The 18,264-nt window shown below is 72.0% G+C and carries 12 protein-coding genes and 2 pseudogenes; 8 read left to right on the forward strand and 6 right to left on the reverse strand.

Annotated features, from left to right (window positions below):
* The first annotated feature begins 22 nt into the window (after window positions 1-22).
* The 4 genes from IG94_RS0118640 to IG94_RS0118655 all read left to right on the forward strand — a co-directional run bounded on the left by IG94_RS0118640 (window position 23) and on the right by IG94_RS0118655 (window position 6,443).
* Window positions 23-2,080 carry a hydantoinase/oxoprolinase family protein gene (locus IG94_RS0118640; RefSeq protein ID WP_031037697.1) on the forward strand — a complete coding sequence of 686 codons (2,058 nt, stop codon included), beginning with the start codon at window positions 23-25 and terminating at the stop codon, window positions 2,078-2,080.
* Between the two features lie 147 nt (window positions 2,081-2,227).
* Entirely contained in the window at window positions 2,228-4,381 is a 2,154-nt protein-coding gene (locus IG94_RS0118645) for a hydantoinase B/oxoprolinase family protein (protein ID WP_031037700.1), read from the forward strand.
* Window positions 4,378-5,658 carry a CaiB/BaiF CoA transferase family protein gene (locus tag IG94_RS0118650; RefSeq protein WP_211269676.1) on the forward strand — a complete coding sequence of 427 codons (1,281 nt, stop codon included), beginning with the start codon at window positions 4,378-4,380 and terminating at the stop codon, window positions 5,656-5,658. Before IG94_RS0118645 ends, IG94_RS0118650 begins: the two co-directional genes overlap by 4 nt.
* Window positions 5,658-6,443, forward strand: coding sequence for an enoyl-CoA hydratase/isomerase family protein (locus tag IG94_RS0118655; RefSeq protein ID WP_043483943.1), 786 nt, complete (start codon window positions 5,658-5,660; stop codon window positions 6,441-6,443). The genes IG94_RS0118650 and IG94_RS0118655 overlap by 1 nt, the downstream gene beginning before the upstream one ends.
* A 20-nt stretch (window positions 6,444-6,463) precedes the next feature.
* Here IG94_RS0118655 and IG94_RS0118660 read toward each other — a convergent pair whose 3' ends face one another.
* Both IG94_RS0118660 and IG94_RS44355 read right to left on the reverse strand, forming a co-directional pair.
* Window positions 6,464-6,904 carry a sugar-binding domain-containing protein gene (locus tag IG94_RS0118660; protein ID WP_052410740.1) on the reverse strand — a complete coding sequence of 147 codons (441 nt, stop codon included), beginning with the start codon at window positions 6,902-6,904 and terminating at the stop codon, window positions 6,464-6,466.
* Between the two features lie 88 nt (window positions 6,905-6,992).
* Window positions 6,993-7,487 (reverse strand): annotated as a pseudogene (locus tag IG94_RS44355) (FGGY family carbohydrate kinase); the annotation flags it as partial.
* Here IG94_RS44355 and IG94_RS0118670 point away from each other — a divergent pair.
* Entirely contained in the window at window positions 7,473-8,075 is a 603-nt protein-coding gene (locus IG94_RS0118670) for a hypothetical protein (RefSeq protein ID WP_224326112.1), read from the forward strand. The pseudogene IG94_RS44355 and the gene IG94_RS0118670 sit on opposite strands and share 15 nt — an antisense overlap.
* 164 nt (window positions 8,076-8,239) lie before the next feature.
* Here the strand turns inward: IG94_RS0118670 and IG94_RS0118675 are convergent, their stop codons facing one another.
* Complete coding sequence (locus IG94_RS0118675; protein WP_224326110.1) at window positions 8,240-8,824, reverse strand: glycosyltransferase family protein; 585 nt, start codon at window positions 8,822-8,824, stop codon at window positions 8,240-8,242.
* 401 nt (window positions 8,825-9,225) lie between these two features.
* Here IG94_RS0118675 and IG94_RS0118680 point away from each other — a divergent pair, with 401 nt between their 5' ends.
* From IG94_RS0118680 to IG94_RS0118690, 3 genes are all read left to right on the forward strand, one after another.
* Window positions 9,226-10,431 (forward strand): glycosyltransferase, encoded by a 1,206-nt coding sequence (locus tag IG94_RS0118680; RefSeq protein WP_031037722.1) that lies wholly within the window; start codon window positions 9,226-9,228, stop codon window positions 10,429-10,431.
* Window positions 10,432-10,507: 76 nt separating this feature from the next.
* On the forward strand, window positions 10,508-10,897 hold the full coding sequence (locus tag IG94_RS0118685) for a cupin domain-containing protein (RefSeq protein WP_031037725.1): 390 nt from the start codon (window positions 10,508-10,510) through the stop codon (window positions 10,895-10,897).
* A gap of 291 nt (window positions 10,898-11,188) precedes the next feature.
* The gene (locus IG94_RS0118690) at window positions 11,189-15,184 is read left to right on the forward strand and encodes a non-ribosomal peptide synthetase (RefSeq protein WP_063763392.1); all 3,996 of its coding nucleotides are present in this window, start codon (window positions 11,189-11,191) and stop codon (window positions 15,182-15,184) included.
* 73 nt (window positions 15,185-15,257) lie between these two features.
* Here the strand turns inward: IG94_RS0118690 and IG94_RS0118695 are convergent, their stop codons facing one another.
* The 3 genes and pseudogenes from IG94_RS0118695 to IG94_RS38710 form a co-directional block, all read right to left on the reverse strand.
* Window positions 15,258-15,767 (reverse strand): O-acetyl-ADP-ribose deacetylase, encoded by a 510-nt coding sequence (locus tag IG94_RS0118695; RefSeq protein WP_031037731.1) that lies wholly within the window; start codon window positions 15,765-15,767, stop codon window positions 15,258-15,260.
* A gap of 32 nt (window positions 15,768-15,799) precedes the next feature.
* Window positions 15,800-17,209, reverse strand: coding sequence for a phytoene desaturase family protein (locus IG94_RS0118700; RefSeq protein WP_031037734.1), 1,410 nt, complete (start codon window positions 17,207-17,209; stop codon window positions 15,800-15,802).
* 107 nt (window positions 17,210-17,316) lie between these two features.
* Window positions 17,317-18,171, reverse strand: a pseudogene (locus IG94_RS38710) (inositol monophosphatase family protein).
* Between the last annotated feature and the right edge of the window lie 93 nt (window positions 18,172-18,264).

Here is an 18,264-nt window from a genome sequence, read left to right on the forward strand (position 1 = left end):
ACGCAGTCAAAGGAGACAGCGCATGACGCTTCACGTGGGCATCGACGTCGGTGGCACGTTCACCGACGCCGTGGCGGTCGTCGACGGCCGGGCGGTGCGCGGCAAGGCCTTCTCGACCAAGGACGTGACCACCGGCATCCTGGACGCGCTGGCCGTGCTCCAGGAGCGGGCCGGCCTGGCGGAGGCCGCGTTCTTCGCCGCCGTGGACCGCTTCGTGCTCGGCAACACCATCGTCACCAACGCGGTGGACGAGCAGAAGTACGCCCCCGTGGGGCTGCTGACCACGCAGGGCTTCCGCGACACCCTCCGGATCGCGCGTTCCGCCCGGACCGACGAGCGCGACCCGCACCGGATGGCGGCGCCTCCGGACATCGTCGAGCGGCGCCGCATCGTCGAGGTCGCCGAACGGATCGACGCGCGCGGCGAGGTGCTGGTGCCGATCACGGACGCCGGCATCGCCGCCGCCGTCGACGCGGCGCTTGCGGAGGGCGCCGAGAGCCTGGCCGTCTGCCTGCTGTGGTCGTTCCGCAACCCGGCGCACGAGAAGGCGGTCGGGCAGTACCTGGACAAGCACCGTCCCGACGTGCCGTACACGCTCTCCAGCACGCTCACCCCCGTCTACCGCGAGTACGAGCGGATGGTGACCACCGCCCTGGACGCCGCGGTGAAGCCGCTCGTGGCGTCGCACTTCGACCACCTCGCCCGGGAGCTGCGCCGCCGCGGGCTGCGGACCCGGGTGCAGATCATGCAGGTCCACGGCGGCTTCCTGTCCGTGGAGGAGACCGGCAAGGCACCGATCTCGATGTTCAACTCCGGTCCGGTCGGCGGTGTCACCGGTGCGCGGCTGCTGGGCAAACAGCTCGGTCGGCGGCGCGTGCTGACCGCGGACATGGGCGGCACCAGCCTGGACGCGGCGGCGATCCTGGACGACGAGTTCCGGCTGCTGCCCCGGGCGGAGATCGGTGGTCTGCCGACCAGTCTGACGGCGGTGGACATCGAGACGATCGGCGCGGGCGGCGGCAGCCTGGCCTGGGTCGACGGGCGCAACCTGCTGCGGGTCGGCCCGCACAGCGCCGGCTCCACGCCCGGTCCGGCGTGCTACGGCAAGGGCGGCGCCCGGCCCGCGGTCACCGACGCCGCGCTGGTGCTCGGGCTGATCAACCCGGAGTACTACCTCGGCGGGACCGTCCCCCTCTACCCCGATCTGGCCCGGCAGGCGCTGCGCACCCACGTCGCCGAGCCGCTCGGCCTCACCGGGGACGAGGCCGCCCAGGGCGTGTACCGGCTGGCGGCCTCGCAGATGTCCAACGCCCTGCGCAAGATCACCGTGAACCGGGGGCACGATCCCCGTGAGTTCACCCTGGTCGGCTTCGGCGGCGCCTGCGGACTGTTCGCCGCGGCCATCGCCGCCGAGGCGGGGGTCCGGGAGGTCGTCGTACCCCGCAACGCGGCCGTGTTCTCCGCCTACGGCCTCATGCACGCCGACTCGGTGTTCTCCGCCGTGCGGACCAGCCCCTGGACCATGGACCAGCCGGCCGCCGCGCTGGACCGGGAGTTCACCGCGCTGGAGGAGCGCGCCGAGGCGTGGTTCGAGGCGGAGGGCATCGAGGAGGACCGGCGCGAGCTGTACCGCGAGGCGGACATGAAGTTCGTCGGGCAGATCTTCGAGGTCACCACCAGACTGCCCGCCGGAACGTTCGGCGAGGCGGACAAGGAGGCGCTGCGCGCGCGGTTCGTCGCGGACTACGAGGAGGAGTTCGGCGACGGCACCGCATGGAGCGAAGCGGAGATCCTCCTGGTCAACACGCGGGTGCGGGCGGTCGGGCGCAGCGAGGTGCAGACCACGGCCGGCGACGCGGCGGCCGGGGAGGAACGGCACGTGCCCGGCCGGCGCGAGGTGCTCGATCCGCTCACCGGGGAGCGGCTGGAGGTCGACGTGCACCGGGGCTTCGGTGCCCTGGGCCGGGCTTCGGGTCCCTGCCTCCTGGAGGAGCCCGACACCACGGTGTACGTGCCCGGCGGCGCGAGCGTCGAACTCACCGACGGCGGCGACTTCCTGCTGCGGCTCGCCGATTGCTGACCACCGTCCGGCCGATTGCTGACCGCCGACCGGCCGACCACTGACCGCCGACCGGCCAACCGCTGACCACCGTCCGGCAGACCGCTGTTCGCCGTCCGGCCGCCCTCGCCGCCCCTCCCCTCGTCCGCCCTCGTCGAAGGAGACGACATGACCCGTGCCGCCCGCGCCCTGCCCGAGGGTTTCGACCCCGTCACCCTCGAAGTCATCCGTATGCGCCTGGACTCCATCGTGGAGGAGATGGGCATCGCGATGATCCGCTCCTCGGGGTCCCCGGTGATCACCGAGGCGGGTGACTTCAACACCGCCCTGTTCGACCCCACCGGGCGCATCTACGCCTACTCCGACTACGTGCAGTTCCACATCGGCTCCGGCAGCGTCGCCGTACAGAACCTCGTGAAGGCGATCGAGGGCGAACATCTCTCCCCCGGTGACGCCTTCATCTGCAACGACCCGCACACCGCGGGCGCCAGCCACCCGCCCGACACCAACGTGATCTCACCGATCTTCCACGACGGGGAACTGATCGGCTGGGCTCAGTCGCAGGCGCACCTCGTCGACGTCGGCGGGATGACCCCGGGCGGCTTCGCCCCCGGTGCCCACGACTGCTACAGCGAGGCGCTGCGGCTGCCGCCCGGCGTCAAGATCTTCGAGCGGGGCGAGCCGGTGGAGTGGGTGCGCCGCATCCTGCTCAACAACGTCCGCATGCCCGCGCTGTTCTGGAACGACGTGCGCTCCCTGGTCGCCAGCAACAACACGGGCATCCGCAGGCTCCTGGCCACCGTGGAGGAGTTCGGCGCCGAGCGGTTCCGCGAGTACACCAGGCACTCCTTCGAGTTGGCCGAGCAGGTCGTACGCGACCGCGTCGCCCTGATCCCCGACGGCACGTACACCGCGGAGGAGTGGACCGAGCACAACGGGCACGTGGACGAGCTGTACCGGGTCGCGTGCACGATGACGAAGCGGGGCACCCAGGTCACCTTCGACTTCACCGGCTCCAGCGAGCAGACGGACGGCTTCGTCAACTGCAGCTACGGCGCGCTGGTCGGCAGCGTGGCCTCGGCCGTCGTACCGATCCTCGCCTGGGACGTCCCGTTCAACGAAGGGGTGATGACCGCGTTCGACATCGTCGCCGAGCCCGGTTCGCTGGTGAATCCGCGCCCGCCGGCGCCGATCAGCAACGGGCACCTCACCACCGGTGCCCGGGTCAGCCGCGTCGTCACCAAGCTGATGAACGAGGCGTGCCGCGGCAGCGACGCGCCGGCCGTCCGGGACCGCACACAGGGCTCGTGGGCCGACTCGTGGACCGGCGGCATCTCGGCCGGCACGACCGACGGCGGCGAGTACTTCGTGCTGTTCAACATGGACGGCGGCGGCACGGGCGCCGGCGCCCAGCCGGAGGCCGACGGGCTGGACTGCGCCGGGATGATGACGCAGGTCAACAACATGCTGCCCGACGTCGAGATGAACGAGATGCTCTACCCGGTGCTCTACCTGTGGAAGCAGCTCAGCACCGAGAGCGCGGGGCACGGAGCGCACCGCGGCGGCCTCGGTCTGCGCTTCGCCTGGACCCTGCACGGTGCGCGGGAGGTCACGCAGACCGTGTTCGCCCCGAGCGCCCAGGTGACCGCGGAGGGCTTCGGCGGCGGTCTGCCCGGTGGCGGCAGCGGTCACGAGATCTGGCGCGGGACCGACGTCCGCGACGCGTTCGCCGAGGGCCGGGTGCCCACCCGTGACTCGCTCGGGGCGGACCACCGCGAGCTGCTGGCGGTCAACCAGCAGTCGGTGACGGTCCGCTCCGGGGACGTGCTGGTGCAGTGGATCGCGGGCGGCGGCGGTTACGGCGACCCGTTGCTGCGTGACCCGCGGCGCGTGGCCGACGACGTCCGCGACGGGTACGTGACCGCCGGGACGGCACGGTCCGCGTACGGCGTCGTCGTCACCGACGGGGCTCTCGACGGGTCCGCCACCGAGCGCGCCCGGGCCGGGATCCGCCGCGAACGCCTGGGCACCGCACCGTCCCTGGACGTCACCGCCGCGGACGCCGGTGCCTCGGCGCCCCGCCGGGACGCCGACGGCTGGTACGTGCCCGCCAGCGGAGCCCGCCTGGGCAGCGGCGAGGACTGGCACGACCTGGCCCACCGGCACACCTGGACCGCGGCCGACCGGCTGGCCGGACACGGTGTCCGCGTCCGGCCCCGCACCGGCGGCCGCCGCGTACTGATCGACGAGTTCTACAGCCCCGCCTGCGGCACGCTCCTGGAGGCACGCCTGCGGGTGAGCACCGAAGGAGCCGACGCGTGAGTGAACGACCGGAGACGAACATGACCACCGACCTGGGCGCGATCACGGGCATGCTGCCCGCCGGACTGTCGAAGGGTGCGCTGCGCGGCATCGTCGTCCTGGACATCACCCGGGTCGTGGCCGGCCCCTTCTGCTCGATGCTCCTCGCCGACCTGGGGGCCACCGTCATCAAGATCGAGAACCCCAAGGACCCCGACTACGCCCGGGACTTCCCACCGAAGCTCACGTCCGGCTCCGGCGAGGAGTTCAGCGGGTTCTTCGCCCAGTTCAACCGCAACAAGTTCGGCCTGACCCTCGACCTGTCCGCCCCCGAGGGCAAGGACGTGCTGCGGCGGCTGGCCCGCCGCGCCGACGTCCTGGTGGAGAACTTCCGCCCCGGCACCATGGACAAGCTCGGCGTCGGCCACGAGGTGCTGCGCCGGGAGAACCCCCGCCTGGTGTACACGGCGATCTCCGGATACGGCCAGACCGGCCCCTACCGGCGGCGCCCCGCCTACGACAACAGCGCCCAGGCGACCGGCGGTCTGTGGTCGATGAACGGCTTCGCCGACCGGCCGCCCGTACGGGTCGGGACCATCATCGGCGACCTGTCGGCGACGCTGTACTCCGTCATCGGCACCCTGGCCGCGCTGCGGCACGCCGAGCAGACGGGCGAGGGCCAGCTGGTCGACGTCTCGCAGCAGGACTCGGTGCTCAGTCTGACCGAGAACGCCGTGGTGTCGTACACCGCCGACGGCACCGTGCCGGGCCCGCTCGGCAACGAGCACCCCTTCGTCAAGCCGTACGAGCTGTACCCGTGCAAGGACGGGTACGTGTTCTTCGGCGGCTACACCGACAAGTTCTGGCGGCTGTCCTGCGAGCTCTTCGGGCAGCCTGAGCTGGCCGGGGACCCCGCGATCGACACCATGGCGAAACGGTTCACGCCGGAGGTGTACGAGGAGCGCGTACGGCCGCTGCTGCACGGGTGGTTCGCGGAGCGGACCAAGACGGAGCTGGAGGAGATCGCGGGCGACGCGGTGCCGCTGTGCGCCGTCAAGGACATCGGCGAGGTGGTCGAGGACCCGCAGATTGCGGCCCGCGACATGGTGGTCGACGTGACGTATCCGGACTTCGGCGAGGTGCGCATGTTCGGTACGCCGATCAAGCTCGGCGGCACCCCGGCGCAGCCGCGCGGGCTCGCCCCCAAGGTCGGGGAGCACGCCGGTCCCGTCCTGCGGGCCCTCGCCGACCTGGACGACGAGCACATCGCCGGACTGCGGGAGAAGGGCGTCATCTGATGGGCGGCATCACCCTCGACCGGGACGGCGCGGTGGCCGTCGTCCGGTTCGACCGGCCGGACAAGCTCAACGCGCTCACCCTGGCGATGTACGACGAACTGGGCGCCGCCTTCGCGGAGGTGCGGGACGACGACTCGCTGGCCGTCGCTGTCCTCACCGGCGCCGGCCCCCGCGCCTTCTGCGTGGGTGCCGACCTCACCGAGTCGATCCCGGCGCTGGCGGAGGGCCGTTTCGACATCTCCCACTGGGACGCCGCGCACCAGAAACACACCCGGCTCTTCAAACCGGTGATCGCCGCCGTCAACGGCCTCTGTCTCGGCGGCGGTTTCGAGATCATGCTGTCGACCGACATCAGGATCGCCGCCGACACCGCGGAGTTCGGCCTCCCCGAGACCGGCGTCGGCGTGGTGCCCGCCGGCGGCACCCTCAGCCGGCTGACGCGGCAGATCCCGTACGTCTGGGCGATGGAGCTGATGCTCCAGGGCGACCGGATCCCCGCCGCGCAGGCGCTGCGGTACGGCCTGCTCAACGACGTGGTGCCGGCCGCCGACGTGCTGGACGCGGCGCTGGAGCGCGCCCACCGGCTCGCCGCCCGCAGCGGCAGTGCCCTGGGGGTCGTGAAGGAGGCGGTGCTCCGGCTCGGCGACCTCCCACAGGACCAGGCCTTCCACAGCGAGGCGCTCTACGGGCAGAAGGCCTTCACCTCGCCGGACGCCCGCGAGGGCCTGGCCGCGTTCGCGGAGCGCCGTGCGCCGCGCTTCCCGTCCCGCGGCGCCGGTGGCTGACGGGGACCGGCGGACGGCGCTCAGTCGTCCAGCAGGTCCCGGGCCACCTCGACGTCGGTGATCAGGATGACGATCCACCGGCCGCGTGCCGCGCCGCGGATCGCCGCCGACTTGTCGGTGCCGCCCGCCACTCCGATCCGGCGTTCCACCGCGCGCAGTCGGTCGGGGTCGATGCCGATGAGACGGTCGTTGAAGGGTGCGTCGACCGGGTCGCCGTCGGCGTCGAAGTACCGGGCGCACACGTCGCCGACCGCGCCGAGTTCCTTCAGCTGCCGCTGGTCCCGGGCGGTGATGGCGTTGCCGGAGCGGCGCAGCAGCGGCGAGGGGGCGAGGCTGCCGATTCCCACGAAGGCCAGGGTGAGCCGGAACCAGGCCCGCACGACGTCCGCCATCGCGGGTTCCCGCGCGAGCAGGTCGCGCAGTTCGGTGCTGCCGACCAGCGCGGCGGACGGCGCGAACACCGGTGCCCGTCCGCCAGTCGGCGTGGGCGAACAGCGCGGCGTGCGAGTCGCCGAGGACGGCGAGCAGTGGCGTGCCGTCGCTCAGCGGGGGCAGGCCGCGCAGGGCCGGGAAGGGGCCGGTGGAGGGCACGATCCGGCTCAGTGCGGCCCGGGGGACGTCGAAGAGGGCGAGGAGTTCGTCGTCCAAGTCGCCCGTGGCGAGGTCGAGCAGCTGGGTCCGCGAGGTGTTGCCTGTCTCGGTGAGGGGGCTGCCGGTCAGCGTGTGCAGGAGGTAGGCGTCCACGGTGCCCAGGCGCAGGGCGCCGGTGCGGCTGCGGGTCCGGGCGGGGTCGTGGGCGTCGAGGAGGGCCGCCATCTTCAGGGCGGAGAACATCGGGTCGAGCGGGAGGCCCGTGCGGCGGCGGATCTCCTCGTCGGCGCCGGCGCGCACGAGCCGGTCCGCGCGGTCCGTCCCGCGCTGGTCCTGCCGGCCGACCAGGGGTGCGACGGGCCGTCCGGTCGCCGCCTCCCACGGACGACGGACTCGCGCTGAGTGCTCAGGGCCACCCCGGCCACCGCACGCGGGTCCGTGTCCCGCAGGCAGCCGGCGACGGCGCTGGACGGCTGGAGCGGGGCCATGCCGTGCGCACGGGCATTGATGGGCCGCGTCAGGGAAGGTGACGGGCGCCGGGCCGTACCGGCCGCGATCCACCGGACCTTGGAGTACGTCATGCTGGAGTTCAAACGAGAGCGCGCCTTCGGCCGCAGCTACCAGGTCCTGTCGGACGGCGTGCCCGTCGCACGGTGGTCCGCCCGCGCATGGAAGTCGGGCGGAGAGGTGGAACTGGCGGACGAGGTCTTCGAGTTCCGTTCCGCGAACTGGGGGCGGACCTTCGAGATGGGGGCGAAAGGCGCGGTCCGTGCGGAGGCGCACCGGTCCGGCCGGCGGTGGTCCGTCACGGGCTATGACGGCGAGTACGAGCTTGCCCGGCCCTCCGGCCTGCGCGGCAACCGGCAGCTCGTGCAGGGCACACGCGTGCTGGGCGAGTTCCGGCGCGGCGGATGGGGCGGCGGGCTGACCGCCGAGCTCACCGACGTACCCCTTCCCCTGCAGGTCTTCGTGGGCCTGGTGGTTCTCTCGCTGCAGCACCGCCAGCGGGCGGGCGCGGCCGCGGCGTCCTCCGGCGGCTGATCAGGAGCGGGACGGCGGCCGAGCACCGGTGAGCCGTGCGACCTCACCCACCTGTTCTCCCGGTCGCCGTCAAGGGCGAACCCGGCCGCGGGGCCCGGCCGGTCGCCCGCGCGGGACGGGGGGCAGCAACCGGGGGGCAACGCCGCAGGGCACAGCAGGGCACATCACCCGGCGGGAGTGTTGTAGTTGACGATCCCCTCCGCCATGAGGACGGCCGCACCGGCCAACGGGCTCGCCGTTCCCGCACTCACGACGTCGGGCAGCCGGTGCGCCTCGCTCTCGGCGACCGCCACCATGCCCCAGAACGCGTTGTAGCCCGAGGGGTCGGCCGGCTTGTCGGTGGCCGCGCCCACGGTCAGGACGCCTCCCTCTTCGTCCACTGCCAACGCACCCATGTGCCGCAGCGTGTCGCGATCTCCCTCCTCGGCGGCCACCACGCTCCAGCCCGCCACTTCCACCTGCCGCAACGCGTCGAGGAGTTTGCCCGGAGCGTCCGCCCCGTCGACAACGATGTCGGGCAGCACGAGGGCCACCGGCCCCTGCGTCATCGGCAGGGCGGACCGGATCGCACCGTCGAGACCGCCCCCGAGCGACTCGTCCTGGTAGACGAAAACCATCTGGAAGGTGTCGGAATAACGAGCGAGATAATCCACCGTTTCCAGCTTGTGCCTGCCGAACACGACGATCAGACGCACGCCGAGCCCGCTCTTGGCCAGTTCGACGACGCCTTCGAGACTGCGGTCCAGCACGGTGACCCCAGGAGCGAGGCAGTGCAGCTCCTTCGGATAGGGCGACCCGAAACGGGTTCCATGTCCGGCACAGGGAAGAATGACCGAGACATCGGGTACGGGTCTGGACGAACTCTGCATCGCGTGGCACTCCGATTGTGTGGACGATGGGGGATTTCGCACTCCTCGCCGAGCACAGACTGCCCAGGGCCGGCCGAAGCCGAACCTCCGGCCCCGCACCCGCCGGCATGCGCTCCGGTCACCGACGCGGCGCTCTTGCCAGTCACTTCCGAAGGCACAAGTCTTAACCGTCACCGCCCAGTTCAGCCACACCGTCGAACGACGGCACGAGAGACCCCTGGGCGGAAAAAACGGAAACGTAGGGAATACCCATGGAAATAGAACATGAAAGAGGACACTGAATGCGGGTGCTTTTGTCTACATACGGGACGCGTGGCGACGTCGAACCACTGGTGGCACTCGCAGTGCGGCTGCGGGCCCTCGGCGCCGAGGTGAGGATGTGCACCCCGCCGGACGAGGAGTTCACCGGGCGCCTTGTGGGTATCGGGGTGCAACCGGTGCCGGTCGGACTACCGGTCAGGGAGATGATGCGCGGAAGGACGCTGCCCTCGGCGACGGACCTGGACCGCTACAGGAACGAGTTGGTCGAGACACAGTTCGACACCTTCCCCGCGGCCTTCGACGGATGCGACGTGGTGGTGGCGGCAGGCCTGGGGCAGGTCGCCGCCCGCTCCGCGGCAGAGGCCGCAGGCATTCCCTACGTATATGTCAGCTACGCGGCGGTCCACCTGCCGTCGCCGCACCACGCACCGCCGCCGCGGCCGGGCTGGCCGGACCCCGGGGCCGCCGACAACCGGACGCTGTGGGAGCGGGACGCCCGGAACGTCGACGCGCAGTTCGGTGAGGCACTCAACCGCCACCGGGCGGCACTCGGCCTTCCACTCGTGCACAACGTGCGCGACCACATCCTCACCGACCGCCCCTGGCTGGCGGCGGACACGGTGCTCGGACCGTGGCCGGAGACCCCCGGGACGGACGTGGTGCAGACAGGCGCGTGGACCCTCGCGGACGACCGCCCCCTTCCGGCGGACCTGACTGCGTTCCTGGACGCCGGCAGCCCGCCGGTCTACGTGGGTTTCGGCAGTATGCCCCCGCGCGAAGGCATCGGCGGCATGGTGGTCGAGGCAGTCCGCGCGCGGGGGTGTCGCGTGCTCGTGTCCCGCGGCTGGGCGGATCTGGATCTCGTCGAGGACGGGGCCGACTGCCTCGCCATCGGCGAGGTCAACCATCAGCGCCTGTTCGGCAGGGTGGCCGCAGTGGTTCATCACGGTGGCGCGGGTACCACGCTGGCCGCGGCCCGGGCCGGCACGCCGCAGGTGGTGGCCCCCCTCCAACTGTCCGACAACCCGTACTGGGCCGGCCAAGTGGCGGCCTTGCAGCTCGGCGCGGCCCTCGACGCCCGGACCACGACGGCCGAATCCCTGGGCCGCGCGCTCGGGACCGCCCTGTCGCCCGAGACCCGGGCCCGTACGCGCGCCCTGGCAGGCCGGCTCCGCACCGACGGAGCCGAGGTGGCCGCGCGCCGGCTGGTCGGCGCAGGCAGGTGACGGACACCGACCGGCAGTGGCCGGGCACGTTCGATCCCGCGGCGGCACCCGACCAAGTTCAGTAGCGTCCAGGTCCATGGATGACGGCGTGTACGCAGGCAACGCGGGCGAGGACTCGGCAACGGACCGGGGGTGGCTGCTCGGGCACTTCAGGGAGGAGGGCGATCCCCGTCACAGCGACGCCGTCGAGGTGAAGTGGGGCGTGCACCCGCGTGGCGAACGACGGGCGCAGTGGGTCGAGGGCGAGGTGCGCACGGCTCTGCTCGTTCTCGTTTCGGGACGCTTCCGCATGGAGTTCCCCCGCCGCAGCATACTGCTGGAGCGGCAGGGCGACTACGTCGTCTGGGGCCGCGGAGTGGACCACTCCTGGTTCGCCGAGGACGACTCCGTGGTCATGACCGTGCGATGGCCCTCCGTCACCGGATACGCCCTCACCGACGGGGAGAGCGCGGCACGGCCCAGGTGAACCGTTGTCCTCACGCGGGCCACTGCCATCGCGAAAGAGCGTGTCCGAGGCCGATGTCGCATACCGAAAACAAACAAACAGAATTCCATCACTGAATTGATGTGGCATTGGTCACAGTTGACCACTCAATCGAGGCCCATTTAGCATCGACGCAAATGAGCCACTGCTCAGATCGGCCCAGCATTTTCGGACGACACCCCGATTGCACCACACGCATTCCGGACGTCGGTCCGACATTCCGGGAGCACTGGGATTCGTGTCTGCCACGTCTCTCCTCGTGAAGGGTAATCCGTGTCCGTAGCCCGAAGCGCAGGCAGTTGCCATTCCGACGAAGAGTCACGGTCGGCTCCTCTGTCACTGGCCCAGGAGCGCCTGTGGGTCACGGCGCGCATGGACGGAGACGCCAGGGCCGCCTACAACGAACCGATGCCCTTCGACATCCGGGGGCCGCTGGACCGGAACGCGCTCGTCGACGCGCTGCACCTGCTCTCGGCACGGCACGAGGCCCTGCGCACCCGGCTGGTCCCCTTCGGGGGTTCGGCCCTTCAGGTCGTCGATCCGCCGGACACGGGGTTCCCGCTCACCTTCACGGACCTGACGGGGCTGCCGGACCCCGGCGAACGCTTCGCGCAGATACGGGCGGAGGCCGAAGGCACCCCGTTCCGCCTTGGCGAGGAGCCCATGGCGCGGGGCTGCCTGGTCACGCTCGGACCGCTGCACCACGTGTTGATCCTGACGGTGCATCACATCGTGTTCGACGGTTGGTCCCGCTCTCTGCTGCTGAGGGAGTTGGGACTGGTCTATTCCGCCCTGCACCGGGGGCAGGATGTTCCACTGCCGGAACTGACATGGCAGTACAGCGATTACACGCGCTGGCAGTGGACATGGATGTCGGGAGAGGAACCCGTACCGCACGCCGAGTACTGGAGAACGGCACTGGCCGGCGTCCCGGCCGTGATCTCCCTGCCCACCGATCGCCCGCGTCCGCCCGAACAGGACTTCCGCGGCGACCGGTCCCCCGTGACCGTCGGCGAGGAACTGACCCGCGCCCTGCGCGCGTTGGCCTCCGACAACGATGTCTCCCTCTACGCGACCCTCCTCGCCGGCTGGTCCGTGCTGCTGCATCTGCTCTCCGGGCAGGACGACGTCGTGGTCGGCGCTCCCACGTCGAACCGTCGACGCGGGGACGTCGAGGGTCTCGTCGGCCTTTTCGTCAACACCCTCGCTCTGCGTGCGGACTTCTCCGGCTCGCCCAGCGTCGGGGACGTCCTGCGGCGGGTGAACCGGCGGGTTCGTGACGCCCTCAAGCACGTCGACCTCCCCTTCGAGCGGGTCGTCGAGCTGGTCAATCCGCCGCGGAGCCCCGCCTACACAGCCTTGTTCCAGACCATGTTCGCGTGGGTTCCGTCGATGCGCGGGGAACTCGACCTCCCCGGCCTGGACGTCGAGTTGCGTGCGGACGCCGCTCACGTGCCCGCGAAGTTCGACATGGTCCTGGCACTGGCCGACGAGGGTCAGCAGCTCACCGGCGAGATCGACTACGCGGTGGCGCTCTTCGACCGGTCGACGATCGAACGGTACACACGCCAGTTCCTTCGCGTGCTCCGGCTCATGACCGAGCGTCCGGACGCCGGGATCGGCGACCTGACGCTGCTCGACGAGGACGAACGGCGGACGCTCCTCGACACCTTCAGCACGGGGCCCACGGTGACCGGACCGGCGTCGGCGGGCATACTGGAACGCTTCGCCGCGCAGGTCCGCGAACACCCCGGACAGAGTGCGGTGGTGGCCGGCGACGCGGAACTGGACTACGCCGCGCTCGATCACCGGGCCACCCGTCTCGCCCACGCGCTGACCGCCCGGGGCGCCGGTCCCGATCGAGTGGTGGGGCTGCACGCCGGACGGACGGCCGACCTCGTCGTCGGTGTGCTCGGCATCCTCAAGTCCGGGGCGGCTTATCTGCCCCTCGACCCCGACCAGCCCCCGGAACGGCTCGCCGCCATGGTGGACGACGCCGCACCGGTCCTCGTGCTCACCGACCGCCCGGAGACCGCGGCCGGCGGGCAGCTGTGGGAGCCCCTGTCGAAGGTGGAGGAAGAGGGAGCGGGTGACGAGGCACCACCCGCCGGAACGGCCCCGGACCGGCTCGCCTACGTCATCTACACCTCGGGGTCGACCGGCCGTCCCAAAGGCGTGGCGGTGACGCACGGGAGCGTCGTCAACCTCCTCGACCACTGGCGCGAACTCATGGGGGACGCTCCCGGTGAGGCGTCTTCGGCCTGGTCGAGCATCGGCTTCGACGCCTCGGTGCACGAACTCCTGATGCCGTTGACCACCGGGGCCGTACTCCACCTGGTTCCCGACGAACTCCGCGGCGACCCCGGCGCCCTGCTGCACTGGATGCGCGATCACAAGGTCACCCAGGCGTTTCTGCCTCCGCCCTACATCCAGTGGATCGGCGAGGACCCGGCCGCACGCCTGGCCGGTTCGAACCTGCGTCAGCTCCTCACCGGAGTGGAGTCCCTGCCGGAGCGCACCCTGTATCGCATGCGTGAGGTGCTGCCCGGCCTGCGCATCTGCTTCGGCTACGGCCCGACCGAGGCCACGCTGTACGCCACGGCCTACACCGACCCGCAGCCGTACGACCGATCGTGTCCCATCGGACGGCCGCTGCGCGGCACCCGCCTGTACCTGCTCGACGACCGTATGCGCCCGGTACCCGTGGGCGTCCCGGGAGAGGTCTACCTCGGCGGAGCGAGTCTGGCCCGCGGCTACCTGAACCGTCCCGACCTCACCGACGAGCTGTTCGTGCCCGACCCGTTCGTCCCGGGTGAACGCCTCTACCGCACCGGTGACTTGGCGCGCTGGCTGCCGGACGGCAACGCCGAGTACGCCGGCCGCCGTGACGACCAGCTCAAGCTGCGCGGCTTCCGCATCGAGCCCGGGGAGGTCGAGGCGGCCCTGCTGGCGGTACCGGGGGTGCGGGAGGCCGTCGTCCTGGCCGATCGCTCCATGCCCGGCAGCCCCCGCCTGGTCGCCGGTGTGGGATGTCGCGACGGGGCCACGCGGACGCCGCACGAATGGCGTGCGGCCCTCGGGGACCGGCTGCCGGACTACATGATCCCCGCCGCGGTGGCCGAGTTCCCACGGCTTCCGATGAACCGCAGCGGCAAGGTGGACCGTTCTGAGGTACTGCGTGCCGCGACGGAAGCCCGCCCGGCACGGGTCAACACGGCCGCACCTCGCGACCACGTGGAGATGGCCCTGTACCGGGTCTGGCGCAGGGTGCTGCTCCACCCGGACATCGGGATCGACGACAACTTCTTCGAGCTGGGCGGCACTTCGATATCGGCGATCAAGATGGCGTCCGCCGTCCAGGAGGAACTCGGCGTCGCCGTGCCCGTCCGGGACGTCATGCTGCACCCCACCGTCGAGGCGCTCGCCGCGAGGGTGCGCGGCAGCAGGGGCGGCGCGACGCCGTCGGCGGAACCGAGTGGCCTGGTCGAATTCCGTGCGGGCGACGGCCGGCAGCGCGTGGTGTGTGTGCACCCCGCCGGTGGCACCGCGTTCTGCTACCTTCCGCTCTCCGCCGAGTTGGCCGACGACATCGGTGTGGTGGGTCTTCAGGCACCCGGCATCAATCCCGGTGAGTCCACCCTGCCCAGTGTGGAGGCGATGGCCGAGGAGTACCTGCGACTCCTCGCCCCCCGGGCCGACGAGGCGCTGGTGCTGTGCGGGCTCTCCTACGGCGGTCTCGTCGCGTACGAGATGGGCCGCATCCTGACGGCCGCCGGACACGGGAAGGTGAGTGTGGTCCTCCTCGACACCCACGGTGCCCGGGACGACGAGCGGCGCGCCGAGGTCACGCCGGTCGGCATGGAGGAGTTCCGGGAGAAACTGGTGCGCTTCAACGGCATGTACCCGGGTATCGACGACCACCAGGTGGCCCGCTATCTGAACGTCTACAACCACCACCGGGAGACGGCCCGCGACTACGCCGTGCCCGGATCGTCGGCCCGTGTCGTGCTGATGCAGGCGACGGCCGTGGAGGACGGGGACACGGACGTCGAGGACGCCGCAGCCCGGCTGCGGGCGTTCTGGCGGGATCGCGCCGGCGGTGGGTTCGTGGTCGAGCCGGTCGCCTGCGGGCACTGGGACATGCTGGAGAGCGACGAACTGCCCCGGGTCGCCGCCGTCCTCACCGCCGAAGTGCACCGGCTGGCATCCGGCCCCGGCCGGGACGGCGCGGAGCGGACAACGCCTTCGGGTACGTCCGGGACACCGTGAAACCGCATGCCGGCACGTCCCCCGCCGACCCGGCCGAGGGTCCCGGCGTGACGGCCCGGCCGCTCCTCGGCGGTCAGCCGGCGCACCTCGCGAACGCCCCGTACGCCCGGTCGTCGAAGAGCACGAAGCGGGCCTCCGTCACCAGGGTCCCGGTGGCCCGTACCGTCTCGACGGCGATGCGGGCGGCGTCGTCCAGGGGCCACCGGTAGACGCCGGTCGAGACGGCCGGGAACGCGACGGTGCGGGCGCCCAGTTCGTCGGCGACGCGCAGGGACTCGCGGTAGCAGGAGGCGAGGAGGCCGGAGCGGTCCTCGGTGGTGCTGTGGACCGGGCCGACCGTGTGGATCACCCACCGTGCGTCCAGGTCGCCCGCGGTGGTGGCGACCGCCCGGCCGGTGGGCAGGCCCTTGCCGAGGTGCCCGGCGCGCAGCCGTCGGCACTCGGCGAGGATCGCGGGACCGCCGCGCCGGTGGATGGCGCCGTCGACACCGCCTCCGCCGAGGAGTGAGGAGTTCGCGGCGTTGACGATCGCGTCGGCGCTCTCGCGGGTGATGTCGCCCTGGACGAGGGTGATGGTGGGCATGGGGGCGTCCGTCCTCGGTGGTGTGGTCCGGGTCAGGTCTGCCTCAGCCGCCGCCAGACGGCCTTCGCCGCGTTGTGGCCCGACATGCCGTGGACACCGGGGCCGGGCGGGGTGGCCGACGAGCAGATGAACACGGCTGGATGCGGGGTCGAGTACGGGAACAGGGAGAGCTTGGGGCGCAGCAGGAGCTGGAGGCCGGAGACCGCGCCGGAGGCGATGTCGCCGCCCACGTAGTTGGCGTTGCGGACGGCCAGTTCGGGCGGGCCGGCGGTGGCGCGGGCCAGGACACGGTCGCGGAAGCCGGGGGCGAAGCGCTCCAGTTGGCGTTCGACGGCGTCGGTGAGGTCGCCGCTCCAGCCGTTGGGCACGTGGCCGTAGGCCCAGAAGACGTGCTTGCCGGCCGGTGCCCGGGTGGGGTCGGCGACGCCGGGCTGCACGGTGATGAGGAACGGCCGCTCGGGCGCGCGGTCGGTGCCGTAGGCCGCGTCCAGGGCGGCGCCGATCTCCGCGCTGTCGGCGCCGATCTGCACGGTGCCCGCCCTGCGAGGCTCCTCCGCGGTCCACGGGACGGGGCCGTCGAGGGCGTAGTCGATCTTGAAGACGCCGGGTCCGTACCGGTACCCCGCGTAGTGGTTGCCGAGACCGGCGATGCGGGCCAGGGCCGTCGGCGAGGTGTCGAAGACGTACGCCCGTGCGGGCGGCAGGTCGTCGAGGCGCTTGACCTCGTAGTCGGTGTGGACCGTGCCGCCGAGGTCCTTCAGGTACGCCGTGAGGGCGTCGGAGATGGACTGGGAGCCGCCGCGGGCCACGGGCCAGCCCCGGGCGTGCGCGGCGAGCGCGAAGACCAGGCCTATGGCGCCGGTGGCGAAGCCGCCGAGCGGGGCCATGACGTGCGCGACTAGCCCGGCGAAGAGGGTCTTGGCCTTCTCGTCGCGGAAGCGGCGCATCAGCCACGTCGACGGCGGCAGGCCGACCAGGCCGAAGCGGGCGAGGGTGACCGGGTCGCGGGGCAGCGCGGTCAGCGGCAGGGACATGAAGTCGCGGGCCAGGGTGTCCCACCGGGGCAGGAACCGCTCGACCAGCCGCCGGTACGCCCCCGCGTCGCGCGCCCCGAAGGAGGCGGCCGTCTCGCCGACCGACCGGGACAGCACGGCGGCCGAGCCGTCGGGGAAGGGGTGCGCCATGGGCAGCCCCGCGTGCAGCCACTCCAGGCCGTACCGCTCCAGGGGGAGGGCACGGAAGGCCGGGGAGTTGATGCCGAGCGGGTGCGCGGCGGAGCACGGGTCGTGCCGGAAGCCCGGCAGGGTCAGCTCCTCCGTGCGAGCGCCGCCGCCCACGGTGTCCCGGGCCTCGAACACGGCGACCGAGAAGCCGCGGCGGGCCAGCTCCACGGCAGCGGTCAGTCCGTTCGGTCCCGCTCCCACTACGACCGCATCGAGCATCGACGGCACCTCGGACCCCTTCGTCAGCCGATGGCCACTCCGGGTCAGGATATGCCCGGGGTCCGACAGCCCGCGGTCGCGGGGCCCCGCCGCACCGGCCCGGCGGATCAGATCCCGCCCGCCTCGCCCGCCAGCAGCGCCGCCACCCGGCGGGCGGTGGCCGCGTCACGGGCCGCGGTGAACGGCAGGTCGTTGCCCCCGGTGATGCGGAAGGGCTCGCCCGAGCGGGTCAGGTGGGTGCCGCCGGCCTCCTCGACCAGGAGGATGCCCGCCGCGTGGTCCCAGGCCGCCTCCCACGAGAACGCGGTGGCGTCGCACTCGCCGAGGGCCACCGCCAGGTACTCCAGACCGGCCGAGCCGCACGGGCGGGGCGCCACGCCGGGGGTGCGCAGGGCCAGCAGGTCGCGCTTCTGCTCGTCCGTCGTGTAGTCCGGGTGGGAGGTGGCGACCCGCAGGTCCCGGCCGGGCTCGGGCGGTCCGGCGTACAGCCGCTCGCCGTCCAGGTGGGCGCCCCGGCCGCGGATCGCCGTGGCGAACCGGTCGTCGACGGGGGCGTAGGTCCAGGAGGCGAGCACCACGCCGTGCTAGGCGAGCGCCACCAGGGTGCAGAAGCCCGGGTCGCCGTGGACGAACTGGCGGGTGCCGTCGACCGGGTCGACGATCCACACCGGGGCGTCGCCGCGTATCGCCTCGTAGGAGGCGGGATTGGCGTGCACCGCCTCCTCGCCGACCACGACCGAGCCGGGCAGCAGCCGGGCCAGGACCTCGGTGAGGTACAGCTCGGCCTTGCGGTCGGCGTCCGTGACCAGGTCGTGCGGGGCGGTCTTCTGGTCGATCTCGTGTGCCGCGAGCCTGCTGCGGCGCGGCATGATCTCCTGCGCGGCCGCCTTGCGGACGGCCTCCTCCACGTCGCCGGCGTGGCGGGCGAGAAACTCGTCGATGGTTTCGTTGGTCTCGATCATGGCTCCATGAGAGCACGCGCCACTGACAATCCCCACCCGGCCGGTGTACTCCGGGTGGAATCGGTACGAACAACCGGTGCGGGGCCCGGCGGG

Source organism: Streptomyces olivaceus (assembly GCF_000721235.1).
Taxonomy (GTDB): Bacteria; Actinomycetota; Actinomycetes; order Streptomycetales; family Streptomycetaceae; genus Streptomyces; species Streptomyces olivaceus.

Bases quoted from the DNA above. Each gene is read 5' to 3' on its own strand.
- IG94_RS0118695 (WP_031037731.1), bottom strand. From the start codon at position 15,767: ATGCCCACCATCACCCTCGTCCAGGGCGACATCACCCGCGAGAGCGCC.
- IG94_RS0118700 (WP_031037734.1), bottom strand. From the start codon at position 17,209: ATGCTCGATGCGGTCGTAGTGGGAGCGGGACCGAACGGACTGACCGCT.
- IG94_RS0118680 (WP_031037722.1), top strand. From the start codon at position 9,226: ATGCGGGTGCTTTTGTCTACATACGGGACGCGTGGCGACGTCGAACCA.
- IG94_RS0118645 (WP_031037700.1), top strand. From the start codon at position 2,228: ATGACCCGTGCCGCCCGCGCCCTGCCCGAGGGTTTCGACCCCGTCACC.
- IG94_RS0118655 (WP_043483943.1), top strand. From the start codon at position 5,658: ATGGGCGGCATCACCCTCGACCGGGACGGCGCGGTGGCCGTCGTCCGG.
- IG94_RS0118685 (WP_031037725.1), top strand. From the start codon at position 10,508: ATGGATGACGGCGTGTACGCAGGCAACGCGGGCGAGGACTCGGCAACG.
- IG94_RS0118640 (WP_031037697.1), top strand. From the start codon at position 23: ATGACGCTTCACGTGGGCATCGACGTCGGTGGCACGTTCACCGACGCC.